Source organism: Kitasatospora sp. NPDC097643, from assembly GCF_040302625.1.
Lineage (GTDB): Bacteria > Actinomycetota > Actinomycetes > Streptomycetales > Streptomycetaceae > Kitasatospora.
On the sequence record NZ_JBEOSA010000058.1, the window covers coordinates 1 to 17,634 of the forward strand.

Annotated in this window: 18 protein-coding genes and 1 pseudogene; 10 read left to right on the plus strand and 9 right to left on the minus strand. The window is 72.9% G+C overall.

Translation table 11 applies throughout. The annotated features are described in order from the left end of the window. From ABTY15_RS29610 to ABTY15_RS29620, 3 genes and pseudogenes are all read right to left on the minus strand, one after another. A pseudogene (locus tag ABTY15_RS29610) lies at nt 1-131 on the minus strand (electron transfer flavoprotein subunit beta); the annotation flags it as partial. 237 nt (nt 132-368) lie between these two features. Then, nucleotides 369-1,175: a family 1 encapsulin nanocompartment shell protein gene (locus tag ABTY15_RS29615; protein WP_350602057.1), complete on the minus strand. Its 807-nt coding sequence runs from the start codon at nt 1,173-1,175 to the stop codon at nt 369-371. 65 nt (nt 1,176-1,240) lie between these two features. After that, a complete protein-coding gene (locus ABTY15_RS29620; RefSeq protein WP_350602058.1) occupies nt 1,241-2,263 on the minus strand; it encodes a Dyp-type peroxidase in 1,023 nt (340 codons plus the stop codon). Between the two features lie 220 nt (nt 2,264-2,483). On the opposite strand from ABTY15_RS29620, the gene ABTY15_RS29625 reads away from it, so the two are divergent. Further along, nucleotides 2,484-3,245, plus strand: a complete 762-nt coding sequence (locus ABTY15_RS29625) for a PP2C family protein-serine/threonine phosphatase (protein WP_350602059.1) — start codon at nt 2,484-2,486, stop codon at nt 3,243-3,245. Between the two features lie 112 nt (nt 3,246-3,357). Here the strand turns inward: ABTY15_RS29625 and ABTY15_RS29630 are convergent, their stop codons facing one another. Both ABTY15_RS29630 and ABTY15_RS29635 read right to left on the minus strand, forming a co-directional pair. Beyond that, nucleotides 3,358-5,673 carry a M9 family metallopeptidase gene (locus ABTY15_RS29630; RefSeq protein ID WP_350602061.1) on the minus strand — a complete coding sequence of 772 codons (2,316 nt, stop codon included), beginning with the start codon at nt 5,671-5,673 and terminating at the stop codon, nt 3,358-3,360. A gap of 244 nt (nt 5,674-5,917) precedes the next feature. Then, nucleotides 5,918-6,493 (minus strand): DoxX family protein, encoded by a 576-nt coding sequence (locus ABTY15_RS29635; RefSeq protein ID WP_350602062.1) that lies wholly within the window; start codon nt 6,491-6,493, stop codon nt 5,918-5,920. A gap of 173 nt (nt 6,494-6,666) precedes the next feature. Here ABTY15_RS29635 and ABTY15_RS29640 point away from each other — a divergent pair, with 173 nt between their 5' ends. Both ABTY15_RS29640 and ABTY15_RS29645 read left to right on the plus strand, forming a co-directional pair. Further along, the gene (locus ABTY15_RS29640; RefSeq protein ID WP_350602063.1) at nt 6,667-7,257 is read left to right on the plus strand and encodes a TIGR03086 family metal-binding protein; all 591 of its coding nucleotides are present in this window, start codon (nt 6,667-6,669) and stop codon (nt 7,255-7,257) included. Nucleotides 7,258-7,379: 122 nt separating this feature from the next. Continuing rightward, nucleotides 7,380-7,826, plus strand: coding sequence for a hemerythrin domain-containing protein (locus ABTY15_RS29645; protein WP_350602064.1), 447 nt, complete (start codon nt 7,380-7,382; stop codon nt 7,824-7,826). A 36-nt stretch (nt 7,827-7,862) separates the two neighbouring features. Here the strand turns inward: ABTY15_RS29645 and ABTY15_RS29650 are convergent, their stop codons facing one another. From ABTY15_RS29650 to ABTY15_RS29660, 3 genes are all read right to left on the minus strand, one after another. Further along, on the minus strand, nt 7,863-8,651 hold the full coding sequence (locus tag ABTY15_RS29650) for a VOC family protein (protein WP_350602065.1): 789 nt from the start codon (nt 8,649-8,651) through the stop codon (nt 7,863-7,865). Between the two features lie 119 nt (nt 8,652-8,770). Next, nucleotides 8,771-9,355, minus strand: coding sequence for a Uma2 family endonuclease (locus tag ABTY15_RS29655; protein ID WP_350602066.1), 585 nt, complete (start codon nt 9,353-9,355; stop codon nt 8,771-8,773). A 77-nt stretch (nt 9,356-9,432) separates the two neighbouring features. After that, complete coding sequence (locus ABTY15_RS29660) at nt 9,433-9,882, minus strand: SRPBCC family protein (RefSeq protein WP_350602068.1); 450 nt, start codon at nt 9,880-9,882, stop codon at nt 9,433-9,435. Nucleotides 9,883-10,027: 145 nt separating this feature from the next. Between ABTY15_RS29660 and ABTY15_RS29665 the strand changes: the two genes are divergently transcribed. The 5 genes from ABTY15_RS29665 (at nt 10,028) to ABTY15_RS29685 (ending at nt 15,357) form a co-directional block, all read left to right on the plus strand. Then, entirely contained in the window at nt 10,028-10,492 is a 465-nt protein-coding gene (locus ABTY15_RS29665) for a MarR family winged helix-turn-helix transcriptional regulator (protein WP_350602069.1), read from the plus strand. 106 nt (nt 10,493-10,598) lie between these two features. Beyond that, complete coding sequence (locus ABTY15_RS29670; protein ID WP_350602070.1) at nt 10,599-11,282, plus strand: TetR/AcrR family transcriptional regulator; 684 nt, start codon at nt 10,599-10,601, stop codon at nt 11,280-11,282. A gap of 188 nt (nt 11,283-11,470) precedes the next feature. After that, nucleotides 11,471-13,036 (plus strand): MFS transporter, encoded by a 1,566-nt coding sequence (locus ABTY15_RS29675; RefSeq protein WP_350602071.1) that lies wholly within the window; start codon nt 11,471-11,473, stop codon nt 13,034-13,036. Nucleotides 13,037-13,250: 214 nt separating this feature from the next. Continuing rightward, nucleotides 13,251-14,861 (plus strand): cytochrome bc1 complex cytochrome b subunit, encoded by a 1,611-nt coding sequence (gene qcrB, locus ABTY15_RS29680; protein ID WP_350602072.1) that lies wholly within the window; start codon nt 13,251-13,253, stop codon nt 14,859-14,861. Nucleotides 14,862-14,916: 55 nt separating this feature from the next. Further along, nucleotides 14,917-15,357, plus strand: coding sequence for a PPOX class F420-dependent oxidoreductase (locus ABTY15_RS29685; protein ID WP_350602073.1), 441 nt, complete (start codon nt 14,917-14,919; stop codon nt 15,355-15,357). A 372-nt stretch (nt 15,358-15,729) separates the two neighbouring features. On the opposite strand, the gene ABTY15_RS29690 is transcribed toward ABTY15_RS29685, so the two are convergent. Then, entirely contained in the window at nt 15,730-15,999 is a 270-nt protein-coding gene (locus ABTY15_RS29690; RefSeq protein ID WP_350602075.1) for a DUF1876 domain-containing protein, read from the minus strand. A 158-nt stretch (nt 16,000-16,157) separates the two neighbouring features. Between ABTY15_RS29690 and ABTY15_RS29695 the strand changes: the two genes are divergently transcribed. Together ABTY15_RS29695 and ABTY15_RS29700 are read left to right on the plus strand one after the other, a co-directional pair. Further along, a complete protein-coding gene (locus ABTY15_RS29695) occupies nt 16,158-17,033 on the plus strand; it encodes a YndJ family protein (protein ID WP_350602076.1) in 876 nt (291 codons plus the stop codon). Continuing rightward, nucleotides 17,030-17,542 (plus strand): DUF1990 domain-containing protein, encoded by a 513-nt coding sequence (locus tag ABTY15_RS29700; RefSeq protein ID WP_350602077.1) that lies wholly within the window; start codon nt 17,030-17,032, stop codon nt 17,540-17,542. Before ABTY15_RS29695 ends, ABTY15_RS29700 begins: the two co-directional genes overlap by 4 nt. Nucleotides 17,543-17,634 lie beyond the last annotated feature (92 nt).

Sequence of the window (17,634 nt, forward strand, 5' to 3'; positions counted from 1 at the left end):
ACGCCGTACTCGTCCAGCTCCGACAGAAGGCCGTCCACGCCCTCCCGGTCGGTGGTGTGGTCGTCCGCGAAACGACGGTCACCCGTCGCGTCCGGAACGTGCTTCACACAGACGACGATCCTCAAGCTCATGAGCGGTTCTCCTGTCGCGGGTGCGCTGGTTCACGGCCTCAGGTCGCACCGAGGGTACTGAGTGCCAAGCGGGCCCGGCCGCGCCGCGCGCGCCGCAAGCGCCACCTGGACCGGCCTACCGTGTCGGCTCTCTTCGACTGGTGTCAGAGGCTCGTTCGAGAGAATACGGCACTCAGTACCCCTGGTAAAGGAACTCAGTACCCTTCCGGCTGTGGGCTGAGCCTCACCCCTCGCCGATCACTGGTCGGCGCCGCCCAGGACCACGGCGGCCTCACCCGTGTAGACGCGGAAGGTGAGGGACTCCTGGAGGTAGAGCCGGACCGTCTCGGCGTCGTGGGAGAGGTAGCCCACCGAGACGTCCTGGCCGAGGAAGAGCTCGAAGTCCCCGCCCCGGGTGGAGAGCAGGAAGGCGCCCTCGATGGCCGGGGCCCAGATGATGTCGCCGTCGAGGAGCCGGGCCAGGTGGTTGTGGACCGGGTAGCCGTGGTCGCTGGTCTCGTTGACGGCGGTGAAGGCGTCCGCGCCCAGCAGCAGCGAGTACGGGCCGCCGACGCCGGCCAGCCGCAGCGCGGTGAGCGCCCGGCTGACGGCCTCGGGGTACTCGCGGACGTCCCCGGGCAGCGGCACCGGCGGGTTGGCCGCGGCGGCCCGGATGCCCTCGATCCCGGCGGCCCGGTAGCCGTCGAAGACCGCGCGGTCCTCGGCCAGGGCGATGGTGCGGGCCGCGTCCTTGACCGGCTGCCAGTCGGAGTCGCGGGAGCCGCGCTCCACGTCGTCGACCGCCGCGCGCCGGACGGTGAACGACACCCGCAGCTCCACCACCGGCTGGGCGGCGCGGGCGTGGGCCTGGACGCCGTGGGCGGGCGGGTCGATGCCGGTCAGGTGCCCGGTGCCGACGGCGGCGAGGGCGGCACCCTCGGGGCCGTGCAGGTCGACCACCCGGCGGCCGGCGATGTGCAGGGTGAAGGTCTGGCGGGCCTCCTCCTCGATCTCCGCCCAGGCGGCGGCGGAGACCGGGGCGAGGTCCCGGTGCAGGTTGTTCATGAGGTCCTTTCCCGGGCGTTCGGGGCGTCGGGCTCCGGTGTCGGTTCTTTCGGGGCGGCGGGCGCTCAGGGGGTGGTGCCGCGCAGGCCGCCGATGCCGAGCGAACCGTCCCCGGCGGCGGGCGAGCCGTCCCCGGCGGGCGGCCGGCCGGGCGCGGGAGGCGGGGAGTCGAGGAGGTCGGCCGCGGGGACGAAGAACAGCGAGCCGGTGACGGCCGTGGAGAAGTCGAGCAGCCGGTCGGTGGTCCCGCGCGGCCGCCCGAGGAACATGTTGCGTAGCATCTCCTCGGTCACCTCGGGCGTGCGCGCGTAGCCGATGAAGTAGGTGCCGTACTCGCCGCCGCGCTCGAAGGAGCCGAACGGCATGTTGAAGCGGACGATCTGCCGCTCCTCGCCGTCCGGCCCGGTGACGCCGGTGAGCGCGACGTGCGAGTCGGCGGGCTGGTCCGCGTCGGCGAACTCGATGTCGGCGAGCTTGCTGCGGCCGACCGCCCGCTCCTGCTCCTCGGTGCTCAGGGCGTTCCACTTGGCGAGGTCGTGCAGGTACTTCTGGACCACGACGTAGCTGCCGCCGGCGAAGTCCGGGTCCTCCGCGCCGACCACGGCGGCGGTCTCGGCGGCCCGGCCCTCGGGGTTCTCGGTGCCGTCGACGAAGCCGAGCAGGTCCCGCTCGTCGAAGTACCGGAAGCCCTGGACGGAGTCGACCACGGTGGCGGCCCCGGCGAGCCGGTCGGTGAGCCGGGTGGCGAGTTCGAAGCAGAGGTCCGGCCGGGTGGCCCGCAGGTGCAGCAGCAGGTCGCCGGGGGTGGCCGGGGCCCGGTGGCGCGGGCCGGCCAGCTCCCGGAAGGGGTGCAGGCCGGCCGGTCTGGGGCCGTCGAAGAGCCGGTCCCAGGCGTCCGAGCCGATCCCGGTGACGCAGGTCAGGCCGCCCTCGGGGGCGCGGAAGCCGACCGAGCGGCGCAGCCCGGCGAGGTCGGGCAGCAGCGCCCGGACGGCGTCCTCGCCGCCGGGTTCGACCGTGAGGACGAGGAAGACCGCCGCGCCGGTCAGCGGGGACAGCACGGCCTGCGGTTCGGGCCGCACGGTCACCCCCCGTTCCCGGGGTCGATCCGGAGCCGCGGGTGCCGGCCGCGGGGATACCGGCGGGCGTGACGGACCAGTGGAAATCCGATCATGTGGACGATTACACCGCAGAGCGGACGGATCGGCACGGGCGACGACCGTGCGCCGGGTGGGGATCGCTGTTCCCGCCCACAATGGAAGGCGGGGCGGCCGACAACAGCGGGGGGCTCCGAAAGGGCGACGGACGATGGCGGCGTACATCGCGGTGAGCGCGCTGAGCCACGAGGGGCTGGTGCGCGAGCACAACGAGGACAGCCTGACGGTCGGGCCGTGGACGCTCTGCGCGACCGTGACCACCAATCCGCAGACCCTGCTGTTCCCGCTCGGCCCGCCCTGCGTCGTCGCGGTGGCGGACGGCCTCGGCGGCCACCCCGGCGGAGAGGTCGCCAGCGCCCTGGTGGCCCGCCGACTGGCCGCCGACGGCCTCGCGCTGGAGGACGAGGAGGCCGTCCGGGAGGAGCTCCAGGAGTGCAACCGGGCCGTCTTCGCGGCCGCCGCCGGGGACCCGGAGCTGGCCTCGATGGGCACCACGGTGGCCGGCCTGGTGCTGCTGCCCGGGCAGGCGGTGGCCTTCAACGTCGGCGACAGCCGGGTCTACCGGGTCGCCGGGGACGGGCTGGACCGGGTCAGCGTGGACGACAGTCCGCCGCTGCCGCCCGGCCGCCGCACCACCTCGGTGGTCACCCAGACCCTCGGCGGCTCGCTCGGGCTGACCTTCGTCGAACCGCACGTGCGCACCGCGCCGCTGGCCGCCGGGGACCGCTACCTGATCTGTAGCGACGGGCTAACCGACCCGGTGCCGGAGGAGCAGCTGGCGGAGCTGCTGGCCCGCTCCTACGAGGAGGTCGAACGGGCAGACGGGAAGGCCGCGTTCGAGCTGTGGAAGGCCGCGATCGAGGCCGGCGGGCCGGACAACATCACGCTGGCGCTGGTCCGGATCGGCGAGTGACGCGCCCGGCCGGGGAGGGCGGGGCCCATGAGGAACCGGACCCGCCCCGGCGGGGCGCCGGAGCGCTCCGCCGGGGCGGTCACCTGTCGTGGATCGCCCGGGGCGGGCCGGGTCAGAACTCGCTCGTGACGCTCACCCCGCTGAAGCCCTGCTGGGCGTAGAGGCTGAAGTAGACGTACCCGGCGGGCGGGTTGGTCACGGTCAGCGTCTCGGAGTTGTCCGGGCCGGCCGAGCGCGAGGTGTACGCGTTGGTGTACGCCCAGCCGCGGCTGTTGTAGTAGAGGTCACCGTTGCCGGTGCCGCCGCTGCTGGTGACCTTCACCTGCTTGGTGCCGGCCGGCACCCAGAGGTAGAAGTGCGCGTAGTTGCCGGTGGTCGCCGCGACGTTGCTGCGGCCGCAGTTGGCGCCCAGCTGCCGGACGTCCGCGCCGGTGCACTCCGGCAGCCGCGGCAGGGTGGGCGTGACGGCGCAGGCGCCGTTCGCACAGGTCGTCAGCCAGCTGTCGAAGTCGGCGTCGTAGCGGGTGCCGATGGTGGTCTTGAGCAGGGTGCGGGCCCCGGCCCAGTCCCCGACCCGGTACTTGGCGAGCACGGCGTCCATGTCCGCGCGGTGCTGCTCCAGCATGTAGCGGACGGCGAGGTAGCCCCAGCGGTACACCCGCTCCTGGTCGCCGTAGACGGTGTCGAAGAGGTCGCTCAGCTTGTAGGTGTGCCGGGCGGCCGCCGCGATGGCGCCGTCGTTGACCACCTTGCGGTACGAGTAGGAGACGTACTCGGCGAAGCCCTCGACCCACCAGACGGTCGGGGTGGACATGCCGGCGTTGAAGTCGCCGTACATGTCGAACCGGCCGTCGAGGTAGTGGGTGTACTCGTGGTTGAGGTTCCAGATCTCGAACGACGGGCGGGCCCACTCGGCCTCGTAGGCGACGAAGCGCGGCTGGTTGCCGGCCGTGGCCGGGTTGCCCTCCAGGTACATGCCGCCGTTGTTGGTGTCCATGTCGTAGATGAGCGCGGCCAGCACCCGGTAGTCGAAGGAGGAGTGGAAGACCACGACCTCGATCGTGGTGTTGCCGTCGTCCTTGACCGGCCCCTGGTCGCGCACCACCGAGTGGAAGAAGGCGTCCTGGCCGGTGAGGCTGGTGCAGGCGGTGCCCAGCTGGGTGGTGTCCAGGGCCTGGGCGATGATCCTGATGCTCGGGCTACAGGTGTACGAGACCGTCAGGTTGGCGGCCTTGAAGCGGGCCGGGTCGTCACAGGTGCCGTAGTACGAGCAGTTGGCGGCGTCGAAGAACTTGACCGACAGGGCGACGGCGGCCCGCTGGTACCGGGTGCGGTCGCTCGGCGAGGACTGCGCGGCCAGCGTCTGCTCGTACGGGCGCAGCTTGGGCAGGAACGCCTGGTACTGCATGAAGCGGCCCAGCTCGGTGACCGCGTTGAAGACCAGGCTCGCGTAGTCGCCGCCGAGTTGGTCGTTGTTGCGGACGGCGAAGGTGTACAGGGTGTCGAGCACGCTCGGGTCGGCCTGCACGGCGGGCAGGAAGTCCGCCTCCTGGTGGCCGCGGAAGAGCACGGTGAACACCGGGTTGAGCGCCCAGGACATGTTGGACTGGTTCCAGGTGGCGCTGTTGTAGTCGGTGAGCAGCTGCTTGACGACGTACAGGTAGCGGGCGCTGTCCTGGGCGCTGTCGATCAGCGTGGTGGCCCGGGCCAGCGAGATGGAGTTCTCGTAACTGACGTCCCGCGAGTGCGGGTTGGCGAAGAACGCGTCCAGGCCGGCGCGGGTCGCGGCCTTCAGGCCGGCACCGTACGGGCCCACCACGTCCGGGTTGTAGAACTGCACGAAGTAGCCGGCCTGGAGGTAGAGCATCAACTGGGCGATGGAGCCGGTGTCGTTGCCCTGGTAGGTGGTGGCGGCGTCGCGCACCGCGTACGCCACGGCCGTCATCTGGGACTCGCGGAAGGCCGGCGCCATGTCCGAACGGCCGACCTGGAACAGCTGGTTGACGCAGTCCAGGTCGACGGACTTGATCTGCTGGACCAGCGCGTCACCGGTGCGGCTGGTGAAGTCGCCGACGTTGCAGGCCGGGGCGGCGTCGGCGGCCGCGCCGAGGCCGAGCGCCTTGGCGGCCGGCTGCCGGGCCGCCGGCTGGTCCGGCGCACCGGACTTCAGCGGCAGCGGCGTCAACCGGTCCGGCGTCAGGGCGGTACGGCCGTCCTCCTTCTCCTGCGGGGTCGCGCCGATCGCGGGCGGGGGCGGCGGACCGGTGGGGGCGGTCCGGGCGGGGGTGGTGCCGGCGCCGGTGTTCGACGCGGCGGCGGGGGCGGCCTGACCGCGCGGGGCGAACAGGCCGATCGTCAGGAGCAGGGTCAGGGCGAGCGTTAAGAGTCGTGCCAGCTGCGGAAGTCGCAGCAGGCGTGCGGTACTCACGTGGGGGCCTCCGGGCCGTCGTCGGCCGCCTTGGGGTGCGGCCTGTGGGGGGCGAGGACCGATGGCGACGGCGCCGCGTGGGGCGGCCCGTCGTTCACACGGTGGGGAGTGTGACATGTACCATGGCACACATCACATGCCATGGGAAGCCCCTGCGCAGGGCCCCGTTCGGCCCTGAAACGCACTCAGGCCGTGGTGACTGATCGTCACTACGGCCTGAGTGTTGTCCAGTTGACGGCAGGAGCTACTTCCGCAGCAGCAGGATGGCGCCGGCCGTCACCAGACCGACCAGGAGGGCGGCCGCGCCGTACGCCAGGCGGTGGGCGCGCAGCACGGGCAGGAAGCGGTCCACGGCGTAGCGGCCCGGGCCGGTCAGGGCGAGGGCGGCGGCGCCCGCCGTGAGCAGCAGTTCGTACTCGCTGCCCTTCGGGGCGAAGAAGCCGCCACCCCAGGTGACGGCGATCGCGTTGACCATCGTGCCGACGATCGCGGCGCCCGCGAGCGGGGTCAACAGGCCGACAGCGAGGGCGAGTCCGCCCAGCGTCTCGGTCAAGCCGGCGACCACGGCCATGGTGTTGCCCGCCGGATAGCCGCTCATGGTGAAGAACTGACCGGTCCCGTCGATCCCGCCACCGCCGAACCAGCCGAACAGCTTCTGGCTGCCGTGCGCGGCCATGGTCAGGCCGAGGGTCAGGCGCAGGAGCAGGAGTCCGGCGTCGTAGGCGTGCGGAGAGGTCACCGCCTGGTCCCGGAAGACGGCGGCGGTGGCGGTGGCGGTGGGCGTGGTGGCGGCGGTCGTGCTCGGGCTGCTGCTCGGCATGCGCGTCTCCATCGATCGGGGTCGGTCACTCGGCGTGATGAGGTGATGCGGTTGTTCAAATTCGAACTGGCCGCTGCTCGACCGTACCGTGATGTTTGATTTTGAACAACTTGCACTCAGGACCGCCGCCCCAGCTGTCGCGGGCCACCCCAACCCCGGAGCAAGGTGGAGACATGGCTCACCGCAGGCAATCCCGGCAGGCGACACACACGCCCTACGCCGAAGCCCTGGCCGCGTTCGACGAACGCGTCCGGCTGATCGCCCCCGGCCAGTGGGGCGACACCACCCCGTGCGCCGACTGGTCCGTGCGCGACCTCGTCAACCACATCACCGGGGAACAGCTCTGGGTGCCCGAACTGCTCATGGGCGCCACCATCTCCGAGGTCGGCGGCCGCTTCGACGGCGACGTCCTCGGCGACGACCCGATCGCCGCCTGGACCTCCGCCGCCGAGGCCGCCCGCACCGCCTTCGCCGTCCCCGGCGCCACCGAGCTCACCGTCCACCTCTCCTTCGGCGACGTCTCCGGCCAGTCCTACCTCGACCAGCTCACCGCCGACCTGGTCGTGCACGCCTGGGACCTCGCCGAGGGCATCCGGCAGCACACCCGACTCCCGGACGAGCTGGTCGACTACGCGCTCGGCGAGGTCGGCGGCTACGGGGACCTCTCCGCCAGCGGGCTCTTCGACCCGCCACTGCCCGTCCCGGCGGACGCCAGCCCACAGACCCGGCTGCTCGCCCTCACCGGGCGGCGCGACCGGCCCTGACCTGCGACGGGCCCGCTCGCCTGCCGGCCCCCGACCGGGCTCCGACCACCGATCGGGCGGAGGCCGGATACTGGAGGTAGCGGGGGCCTTCGGTCGGGGGGTTCGCAGGAGAGGCGGGCGCCATGAGCCGCAGGCCGGACATCCTCGGCGAGTTCACCGCCGACCACCGGGCCGTCACCGAGCTGCTCACCCTGGTCGAGGAGGCTCCCGACGGCAGCGCCGAGCGCGCCGAACGGCTGGTCCGGCTGACCGACCTGCTGTTCACCCACTGCGCCGCCGAGGAGGAGCACCTGTTCCCGGTCGTCCAGCACGACGTACCGGACGGCGGGGCACTGGTGTTCAGCAGCATCCACGACCACCTGGCGATCGGGCAGTACCTGTCCGACCTCCAGGGCCTCGGCCCGGACGACCCGGCGCTGGACGCCCTGCTGCGTGGGCTCGCCGAAACCGTCCGCCGGCACCTGGCCCAGGAGGAGAAACGTCTCTTCCCGGCCGCCCGCAAGGCCCTGCCCGCCGCCTCCCGCGCGGCCCTCGGCGACCGCCTGCGGGCCGAACGGTCGGCGGGCTGAGCGGTCGGCGGGCTGAGCGGCTCGCCGATCAGTCGGCTACCCCTTCGGGCTGATCACCGCGAACCGGCCGCCCTCCGCGTCCTGGAGCCGGGCCACCCGGCCGTACGGGGAGTCGAAGGCCGGACCCAGCGCCGAACCGCCCAGCTCCACCGCCCAGGCCAGCGCCCGGTCGGTGTCCGACACGGCGAACGACACCTCCCAGTGCGGCGGCATCCCCGCCGGACCGCCCGCCTGCTCCTTCGCCAGCGCCGCCACGCTGTGCCCCTCCGCCCGCAGCACCACCCGGTCGTGCTCCCAGCGGACGTCGAAGCGCTCCGGATCCCGGCCGTCCCAGCGGAACACCTCGCCGTAGAACATCGCCGCCGCGAACGGGTCCGGCGTGCGCAGCTCGATCCAGACCGGCGCACCCGGCAGGTCCAGCCGCCGGGCCCGGCCCAGCGGCCCCTCCCAGATGCCGAACACCGCCCCGGCCGGGTCCGCCGCGAAGGCCACCCGCCCGGCGTCGAAGGACAGCGGGCCGACCGCGAGCGTCGCCCCGCGCTCGCGCACCGCGTCGGCGGCGGCGTCCGCGCTCTCCGTGCCGAAGTAGCTGGTCCAGGCGACCGGCATGTCCCAGCCGCCCCCCGCGACCCCCAGCCCGGCCACCGCCTCCCCGCCGGCCACCGCGTGCACGTACGGGCCGAACCGCTCCGGCCCCGGCTCGAACTCCCACCCGAGCAGCGGCCCGTAGAACGCCTTCGCCCCTTCCAGATCCCGGGCCGTCAGGCTCACCCAACACGGAACGGCCGCCACGCAGCGCACCTTGGCGGTCTCACCGCTGCCCATCGCGGACCTCCTCGCCACCCGGCCGCCGGGCCCGTCCCGACTCCCACGACCCCACCGGCCGCCCGGGCGCCCCCAGCCTAGGCTCGGGGAGGTAACCCGCCCGGAAGACATGGCCGGGATCAGCGCACCCAGTTCTTCAGCGGCTCGGTGTCGAGGGAGAAGCCGGCCGGCTCGGGGAGGTGGACGGTCTTGCCGAAGGGGAGGGTGTGCGCGTTCTCGTAGCGGACGCCGCCGGGCTCGCTGTAGACGGTGACCTCGGCGGAGTCCCGGTCGATCAGCAGGTAGAGGGGGATGCCGCTCTCGGCGTAGGCGCGGGGCTTCTCGACGCGGTCGCGACGGTCGGTTTCGGCGTCACAGCCGGTGACCTCGGCGACCATCAGGACGCCGTCGAGGCGGGCCCACTCCCCCTGTCCGGCGAAGGTCCCGCTGACGGCGAGCACGCCGTCCGGCCGGGCCCGCCCGGCCCCGTCGGCTTGGATCGCCAGCCCCTGGTCGTACAGCCACAGCTCCGGGCGCGCGTCGAGGCAGCTCCGCACGAGCCACTGGACCGTCCGGGCGTGGCTCCCGTCGCGCCCCGACGCAACGCACAGCCTTCCATTGATGAACTCCAACCGGATGCCCTCGACCGCGCGCGGGGCCAGCCGCGCGAGCTCGTCGAACTCGTCGGGCAGCATCTGCCCACGGCGGTCGTCACCGGTGTTCATGCCGATCACGCTAGGGCAGCGGCCTGACACTGCGCCCCGCCCGGGCGGGGGGGTGGGCTGCGGCCGGCGGGTGGGGGTCAGCTGTTCCGGACGGCCTCGCGGGAGAGCTTGAGGGTGGTCCGGAGGGCGAGGAGGTAGCCGGCGTGCATGCGGTCGGCGGCGGCGGTTTCGGCTTCGCCGCCGCCGAGGTCGAGTTCGCCGCGGAAGGTGAGGGTGAGGCCCTGCTCGTCCTCGTCGATGTCGTTGTGGATCACCCAGCGGGCGGCCTCGTCGTCGCGGAAGAAGCTGACCCGGGTCTTCGGGTGGAAGACGATCTCCTCGCGCACGCGTTCGCCGTGGAAGACGACCTCGCGGACCAGGCCGTTCGCGGTGCGCTCCAGGACGGTGCACTCGTCCATGGCGGCGACGAACGGCACGGCGTTCTCGGCCTTGCGCAGCAGGCCCGCCCAGACGTCGTCGCGGGTGAGCTTCACCTCGTCCGGGTCGGCCGGGTCGTTGACGCGCACGGTCTGGCTGATGACTCGCATGGCTGGCTCCCCTGTTCGCCTTCGGCCGCGCATTGGTTGCGCGGCCAATCGTTTTGCTTGCGCGGCCAAGTAAACGCCTGGAGGGCGGGGAAGGCAAGGGGGATCTGCCGGATGACCGGAGATTGGTTGCGCGTACAATGACCGGGTGCGCGAGCAACTGAACCAGCCCCTCGCCGAGGCGGGCGGCACCAGTCAGGCCATCGCCCGGGTCTCCCGGCTCCACCGGGCCGCCGCCGAGCGACTGCTGCGCCCGCACGGGCTGCACGCCGGGCAGGAGCTGCTGATGATGCTGCTCTGGGAGCGCGGGCCGCAGCCGCAGGCCGTGCTGATCGAGGAGCTGGGCGTCGACGCCTCCACCGTCACCCGGATGGTGCAGCGCCTGGAACAGGCAGGCTTCCTGCGGCGCCGGCGCAGCGAGTCGGACCGGCGGGCCGTGGTGGTCGAGGCGACGGCGGCGGCCTGTGCGCTGCGCGACCAGGTCGCGCAGTCCTGGCGGGAGCTGGAGGCGGTCACGCTGGCCGGGCTGGACGAGGCCGACCGCGCGACGCTGGCCAGACTGCTGGGGCGACTGGAGCTCAACCTCACGCCGGGGGCCATCCAGGAGATGTGACGCAGGTCACACGCGAGGGCGAAATTTCCGGGGACTCAATCCCCGTTTGCTCTACCGTAGGCAGAAGCGGGGAGAACTTCCCCGGTATCCTGAAGGAGCAGTCGCCGTGACCACCGCCGCCACCGAGCCGGTCCGTCCCGTGGAGACCGTCGCCCGCGCGCCCAAGCTGCGCGCCGACGCGACCCGCAACCGGGAGCGGATCGTCCTGGCGGCCCGCGACGCCTTCGTCGAGCACGGCGCGGACGTGCCGCTGGACGAGATCGCCAAGCGGGCCGGGGTCGGCAACGCCACGCTGTACCGGAACTTCCCGGACCGCGCCTCGCTCATCCGCGAGGTGGCACTGCTCGTCAAGAACCGCATCCTGGCCCTGGCCGAGACCGCGGCGGCCGAGGCGGACGCGCCCGACGGCGGCGGCCCGTTCGAGGCGCTGGAGCGGTTCGCGCACGCGGCCGTCGCGGAGAAGGTCGGCGCACTCTGCCCGGTCTTCACCCACCACGTCGACCCGTTCGACCCGGACCTCACCGAGGCCCGCGAGCGCCTGATGTCCGCCGTGAGCGGTCTGATGGAGCGCGCCCGGGCGGCGGGCGAGCTGCGGGCGGACGTCGACCACGGTGACCTGTTCATCGCGATCAGCCAGCTGACCCGACCGCTGCCGGGCACCTCCTGCCAACTGCTCGACGGCTTCGTCCACCGGCACCTGCAACTGTTCCTGGACGGACTGCGGGCGCCCGCCCGGTCCGTCCTGCCCGGCCGGGCCGCGACCTTCGAGGACTTCCAACCCCGCGACTGACCGACCAGCACCGACCTTTGACGGACCCTCACGGGCCCGCCCGTCACCGGTGGCCGACCACCGACCGCAGCACCACTGACCCGACCGCGCCCTCCCGCGCCCGCCGACCCGGCCGGCCGCCGGGAGGCCATCCCGGCACGCCCGCACGCCCGTTCCGCACACCCACGCACCGTGAAGTGAGTACCCCCATGCCCGAAACCGACGCCCGACCGTCGACACTGCCCGATCCCCGGCGCTGGAAGGCGCTGATCTTCATCGGCCTCGCCCAGCTGATGGTCGTCCTCGACGCCACCATCGTGAACATCGCCCTGCCGTCCGCCCAGCGGGACCTCGGCATCACCGACGGCAACCGCCAGTGGGTGATCACCGCCTACGCGCTGGCCTTCGGCGGCCTGCTGCTGTTCGGCGGCCGGATCGCGGACCTGTGGGGCCGCAAGCGGACCTTCGTGGTCGGTCTGACCGGCTTCGCCCTCGCCTCCGCGCTCGGCGGCGCCGCGGCCAACACCGCGATGCTGCTCGGCGCCCGCGCCCTTCAGGGTGCGTTCGGCGCGCTGCTCGCGCCGGCCGCGCTGTCGCTGCTCGCGGTGACCTTCACCGAGGCGAAGGAGCGCGCCAAGGCCTTCGGCATCTACGGCGCGATCGCCGGTGGCGGTGGCGCGATCGGCCTGATCCTCGGCGGCCTGCTGACCGAGTACCTGAACTGGCGCTGGACCTTCTTCGTCAACATCCCGTTCGCCGTGGTGGCCGCCGCCGGCGCCGTCCTGGTGATCCGCGAGCCCGCCGAGGGCCGCAACCGCAACCGGCTGGACGTCCCCGGCGTGCTGCTGGTGACCACCGGCCTGGTCTCGCTGGTCTACGGCTTCACCCGGGCCGAGTCCAACGGCTGGACGGCCGGCAGCACCCTGGCCCTGTTCGCCACGGCCGCCGTGCTGCTGTCCGCCTTCGCGGTGGTGGAGCGGAAGGTCAAGGCCCCGCTGCTGCCGCTGCGCGTGGTGCTGGACCGCAACCGCGGCGGGGTGTACCTGTCGCTCGGCCTGGCCGTGATCGGCATGTTCGGTCTCTTCCTGTTCCTGACCTACTACCTGCAGATCGTGCTCGGCTACAGCCCGGTGCTGACCGGGGTGGCCTTCCTGCCGATGGTGGCGGGCATGATCACCGGCTCGACCCAGATCGGCGCCCGGCTGATGACCCGGATCCCGGCGCGCTTCCTGATGGCGCCCGGCTTCCTGGTGGCCTCCCTGGGCATGCTGCTGCTGACCGGCATCGGCCTGGACACCTCCTACCCGGCGCTGATCCTGCCCGGCCTGATCCTGATGGGCCTCGGCATGGGCACCGCGTTCATGCCGGCCATGAGCCTGGCCACGCACGGCGTCCAGCCGCGCGACGCCGGGGTCGCGTCCGCCATGGTCAACACCTCGCAGCAGGTCGGCGGCGCCATCGGCACCGCGCTGCTGAACACCATCGCGGCCAGCGCCACCACCAGCTGGCTCACCTCGCACGCCACCGCCGCGGCCGCCGCCTCGCCGGAGGCCGCGAAGGCCCTGCAGTTCCAGGGCATGGTGCACGGCTTCTCGACCGCGATCTGGGTGTCCTTCGGGATCCTGGTGGCGGCCGCCGCGATCGCCTTCACCTTCATCAACGCCGGCCGGCCCGGCGCGACGGCGGGCCCGGGCGCGGGTTCCGGCGCGGACTCGGCCTCGGGTTCGGGTTCGGGTTCGGCGAAGGCCGACGAGATCCCGGTGCTCGTGCACTGACCCGCACGGGGTGACTCGGGTGCGTAGCGGCCCGTCCGGTGTCCTCAGCGACACCGGGCGGGCCGTTCGCCGTTTCCCGCACCGTTCGCCGTTTCCCGCACCGTTCGGGCCGACCGGACCCCCGGGGTAGAAGTGGGGATCACTCCCCGATTATGGTGGCCCCAGCGAGAATCGGGGAACTATCCCCGTTTCCTTGGGACCGAGGTGCGTACACATGACCAGGAATCAGAGCCCGGGACGCGGGCAGCGGGCCGCCGACTGGGCGGACGGCCGGCTGGGGATCTACACCCTCGCCAAGGCCAACCTGCGCAAGATCTTCCCGGACCACTGGTCCTTCATGCTGGGCGAGATCTGCCTGTACACCTTCGTGATCATCATCCTGACCGGTGTCTGGCTGACCCTGTTCTTCAAGCCCTCCATGGGCGAGGTCGTCTACAACGGCTCGTACGTGCCGCTCAAGGGCATCACCGTCTCCGAGGCCTACGCCTCGACCGTCGACATCAGCTTCGAGGTGCGCGGCGGGCTGCTGATCCGGCAGATCCACCACTGGGCGGCCGTGGTCTTCGTCGCGGCGATGTTCGTGCACATGATGCGGGTGTTCTTCACCGGGGCCTTCCGCAAGCCGCGCGAGGTCAACTGGGTCTTCGGCTTCCTGCTGCTCTTCCTCGGCATGCTGGACGGCTTCTTCGGCTACTCGCTCCCGGACGACCTGCTGTCGGGCACCGGCATCCGGTTCATCGAGGGAGTGCTGCTGGCCGTCCCGCTGGTCGGCACGTACCTCCAGATGTTCCTGTTCGGCGGCGAGTTCCCCGGCCACGACATCGTGCCCCGGTTCTTCACCATCCACGTGCTGCTGATCCCGGGCATCATGCTCGGCCTGCTGGTCGCGCACCTGATCCTGGTCTTCTACCACAAGCACACCCAGTGGGCGGGCCCGGGCAGGACCGAGAAGAACGTCGTCGGCATGCCGCTGATGCCGGTCTACCTGGCCAAGGCCGGCGGCTTCTTCTTCCTGGTCTTCGGGCTCGTCGCACTGACGGCGGCCGTCGCCACCATCAACCCGATCTGGGCGTACGGACCGTACCGGCCCGACCAGGTCTCCACCGACGCCCAGCCGGACTGGTACATGGGCTTCGCCGAGGGGCTGATCCGAGTGATGCCCGGCTGGGAGATCGGGCTGTGGGGGCACACCCTCAACCTCGGGGTACTGATCCCGTTCACGCTGTTCCCGGTGATCCTGGGCGCGATCGCGGTCTACCCGTTCATAGAGAGCTGGGTGACCGACGACAGGCGCGAGCACCACCTGCTGGACCGGCCGCGCAACGCGCCCGTGCGCACCGCGCTCGGCGCGGCCTGGATCAGCCTCTACCTGGTGATGCTGGCGGGCGGCGGCAACGACCTCATCGCCACCCACCTGCACCTGTCACTCAACGCCATCACCTACGCGGTGCGGATCGGCTTCTTCGTCGCACCGGTGGCCGTGTTCGTGATCACCAAGCGCTGGTGCCTCGGCCTCCAGCGCCGGGACCGGGAGAAGGTGCTGCACGGCCGCGAGACCGGCGTCATCAAGCGCCTGCCGCACGGCGAGTTCGTCGAGGTGCACGCCGGGCTCGCGCCGGCCGAACTGCACCGGCTCACCGCACACGAGCAGCCCCGCCCCCTCGAACTGCCGGCCCCGGTCGACGAGAATGGAGTCGCCCACCCGGCGGGAGTGCTCACCCGCGCCCGCGCCCGACTGTCCCGGGGGTTCCACGGCGAGCACGCGCGGATCGCCAAGCCGACCGCCGAGGAGTACCGCGAGATCACCGAGGGCCACGGGCACTGACCCGGCCACCGGCACCGGCCCGGCCACGGCTCCGCCACGGACGAGGGAGGACATCGTGCACGACCGCACCGACCAGCTCGCCGACAGCAGATACCTCCTGCTCACCACCTTCGGCGACGACGGCAGCCGGCTGGACTCGCAGATCTGGGTGGTCCCCGACGGCACCGCCCTGGGCGTATGGACCGCCGCGCACTCCGGCGAGGCCGAACGGATCCGCCGCCACCCCAAGGTGCTGGTCGGCCCCTGCGACGCCCACGGGCGCCCGACCGGCCGCCAACTCCCGGCCCGCGCACGGCTCTGCGACGAGGACGCGACCGCGCGGTACCGCACCTCGCTGATCAACAAGTACGGCCTGACGGCACTGCTCGCGCTCGCCCGCAGCCGGTTCCGGGTCGGGCTGGCCGGCACGGTCGGCATCCGGATCACGCTCAACGAGCTGGAGCAGCGGCTGGTCGGGCCGGAGTGGCAGCTGCCGACGACGTACTGCGTCAACTGAGCTGCGTCGACCGGGCCCGTCGAGTGCCGGGGATCGGATGCGGCCGGTCCCCGGCGTCCGGCGTCCGGCGGCCGGCGTCAGGGCCGGGCACGCCGAAGCTCGTTGCGAGCAGGGGCCGTTGCGCTCAGGGCCCGTTGTCCGCCCAGGTCCCGTCGTCCGCTCAGGTCCCGTCGTCCGGGGCCCGCGCCAGGTCACCGGGTTCGCACGCCTCCTGACCGGTGCCCACGTGCACGACCTTGACCGCGCGTCCGGGACCGCCGGGCACGACCCGCTGTTCGTGTCCGCAGCGCGGGCAGATCAGCGGGATGCGCGTCCGGTACGGTTCCCCGGCGTGCGGTTCGGCGGAGCCGCCGCCGTCCGGGTGCCGGCCGATCACGTCAGCGGGTGGGTCGGGACCGGACTGACGTCCTGGATCTCGGCGTGGGCCTTGGTGAGCAGCTGCGAGGCGAGGTCGTTGAGCGCGCGCGCCCCCGCGACCTCCTCGCCGACCCGCAGTTGTTCCGGGTCCGACGGGTGGCGGCTGCTGTAGCCGTGGGCGCGCAGTTCCGTCCCGTCACTGAGCCGGAGCAGGGCGGCGGCGGACGTCCGCGGGCCGTCCTCGCGGAACTCCATCTCGATGTGCCAACCGACCAGAGTCTGCATGGCGGATCACCTCCATCGGTTACCTCTCCAGAGTGCGCCGCACCCACCGTGAACACCAGGCGGCCAGCAGGACCGAGGGCGAGTTGAACGCGTTCAAGCCGGCGGCGTAGAGTCGCCGGCGGAACAGTTTGAACGCGTTCAAGAGGGGGTGTGCCCCGATGGGCAAGGGCACCACGGAACTGGTGGACCTGCTGGTCCTGCTCGGCATGGGGGCGGTCGTCCCGCTCGGCCTCGCCCTGATCGACGAACCCGGGCTCGCCCGCGTGCGCCGGCTCTGGCCGCTCGCCGCCGTCCCCGGCGCGCTCTCGCTCTGGCTGCCGCGCGGCGGCCTCGCCACCGGCTGCGCCACCCTGTACGCGCTCGGCACCCTCGCCGTCGCCCTGCACGCGCCGCGCCGACTGGCCCGGACCCGCTCGCTCGCCCCGGCCGAGGTCGCCGTCCTCACCGCGCTCGCCACGCCCTCGGTGGCCGGCGTCGCGCTGGTCGCCGAGCGCTCCGGCTACCCGCTCTTCGGCTTCGAGCCGCACATCCTGGCGCTGACCGTCCCGCACTTCCACTACGCCGGATTCACCGCCGCCCTGGTCGCCGGACTCGTCTGCCGCGCCACCCGACCGGGCCCCACCGGAGCCCGCGCGGCCGCCGCCCGCTGCGCCGCGCTCAGCGTCCCGGCCGGCACCCTGCTCGTCCTGGCCGGGTACTTCCTCGGCGCCTGGCTGCAGTTCGCCGGAGCCGTCGTCCTCACCACCGGCATGTGGTTGGTCGGTCTGCTCACCTGGCGCGAACTGCGCGGCCGCGCCGCCGACCCGGTCACCGCCCGGCTGCTGGCCGTCTCCTCGGCGGTGCTCGCCCTCACCATGGTGCTCGCGCTCTGGTGGGCGCTCGGCCAGGCGTCCGGACTCCCCCACCCCAGCCTGACCTGGATGGCCGCCACCCACGGCGTCGGCAACGCGCTCGGCTTCGCCCTCTGCGCCCTGCTCGCCTGGCGCCGGCTGGGGACCGTCCAGGCCCGCACCACCCCGGAGGCCTCCCGATGAACGACCTCAGCTATCCCGAAGTCGGCGCCAGCGCCAACGGCCCGCTGCCGGACGGATACCGCCGGCTGCGCCACCGGGCGCTCGTCGGCCACGGGCGCGCCGTCCTGGAGGTGACCGGCGCCGCCCTGCTCGGCTGGCGGATGCACCGCCTGGCCGGCGTGCGGATCGCGGCGGAGGCCGAGGAGGCCGCCCCCGGCGTGGCCGTGCACTGCGCGATCGGCATCGGCGCGCTGCGGGCCGGCGCCCCGAACCGGGTGGTCGCCAGTGCGCACGGCCCGGACCGCTACGGCTTCACCTACGGCACCCGGGCGGGCCATCTGGCCTGCGGCGAGGAGACGTTCGCGGTCGCGATGGGGCCGGGCGAGGAGGTGTGGTTCACCGTCACCGCGTTCAGCCGCCCGGTCGCCTGGTACGCCCGGCTGGCCGGGCCGCTGCTGCCGTTCCTGCAACGGGCCTTCGCCCGGCGCTGCGGTCGGGTGCTCCAGCAGATCGCGGCGGACGTGCGGTGAGGGCGGGCGCTTCGGCGGGGCGCGGCGGGCGCGCGGTGAGGCGGACGTGCGGTGAAGGCGGGCGCGCGGGAAATGGCGTGGCCGGGCGGGAC

Bases quoted from the DNA above. Each gene is read 5' to 3' on its own strand.
- ABTY15_RS29615 (WP_350602057.1), bottom strand. From the start codon at position 1,175: ATGAACAACCTGCACCGGGACCTCGCCCCGGTCTCCGCCGCCGCCTGG.
- ABTY15_RS29625 (WP_350602059.1), top strand. From the start codon at position 2,484: ATGGCGGCGTACATCGCGGTGAGCGCGCTGAGCCACGAGGGGCTGGTG.
- ABTY15_RS29635 (WP_350602062.1), bottom strand. From the start codon at position 6,493: ATGCCGAGCAGCAGCCCGAGCACGACCGCCGCCACCACGCCCACCGCC.
- ABTY15_RS29640 (WP_350602063.1), top strand. From the start codon at position 6,667: ATGGCTCACCGCAGGCAATCCCGGCAGGCGACACACACGCCCTACGCC.
- ABTY15_RS29645 (WP_350602064.1), top strand. From the start codon at position 7,380: ATGAGCCGCAGGCCGGACATCCTCGGCGAGTTCACCGCCGACCACCGG.
- ABTY15_RS29650 (WP_350602065.1), bottom strand. From the start codon at position 8,651: ATGGGCAGCGGTGAGACCGCCAAGGTGCGCTGCGTGGCGGCCGTTCCG.
- ABTY15_RS29655 (WP_350602066.1), bottom strand. From the start codon at position 9,355: ATGAACACCGGTGACGACCGCCGTGGGCAGATGCTGCCCGACGAGTTC.
- ABTY15_RS29660 (WP_350602068.1), bottom strand. From the start codon at position 9,882: ATGCGAGTCATCAGCCAGACCGTGCGCGTCAACGACCCGGCCGACCCG.
- ABTY15_RS29675 (WP_350602071.1), top strand. From the start codon at position 11,471: ATGCCCGAAACCGACGCCCGACCGTCGACACTGCCCGATCCCCGGCGC.
- qcrB (WP_350602072.1), top strand. From the start codon at position 13,251: ATGACCAGGAATCAGAGCCCGGGACGCGGGCAGCGGGCCGCCGACTGG.
- ABTY15_RS29690 (WP_350602075.1), bottom strand. From the start codon at position 15,999: ATGCAGACTCTGGTCGGTTGGCACATCGAGATGGAGTTCCGCGAGGAC.
- ABTY15_RS29695 (WP_350602076.1), top strand. From the start codon at position 16,158: ATGGGCAAGGGCACCACGGAACTGGTGGACCTGCTGGTCCTGCTCGGC.
- ABTY15_RS29700 (WP_350602077.1), top strand. From the start codon at position 17,030: ATGAACGACCTCAGCTATCCCGAAGTCGGCGCCAGCGCCAACGGCCCG.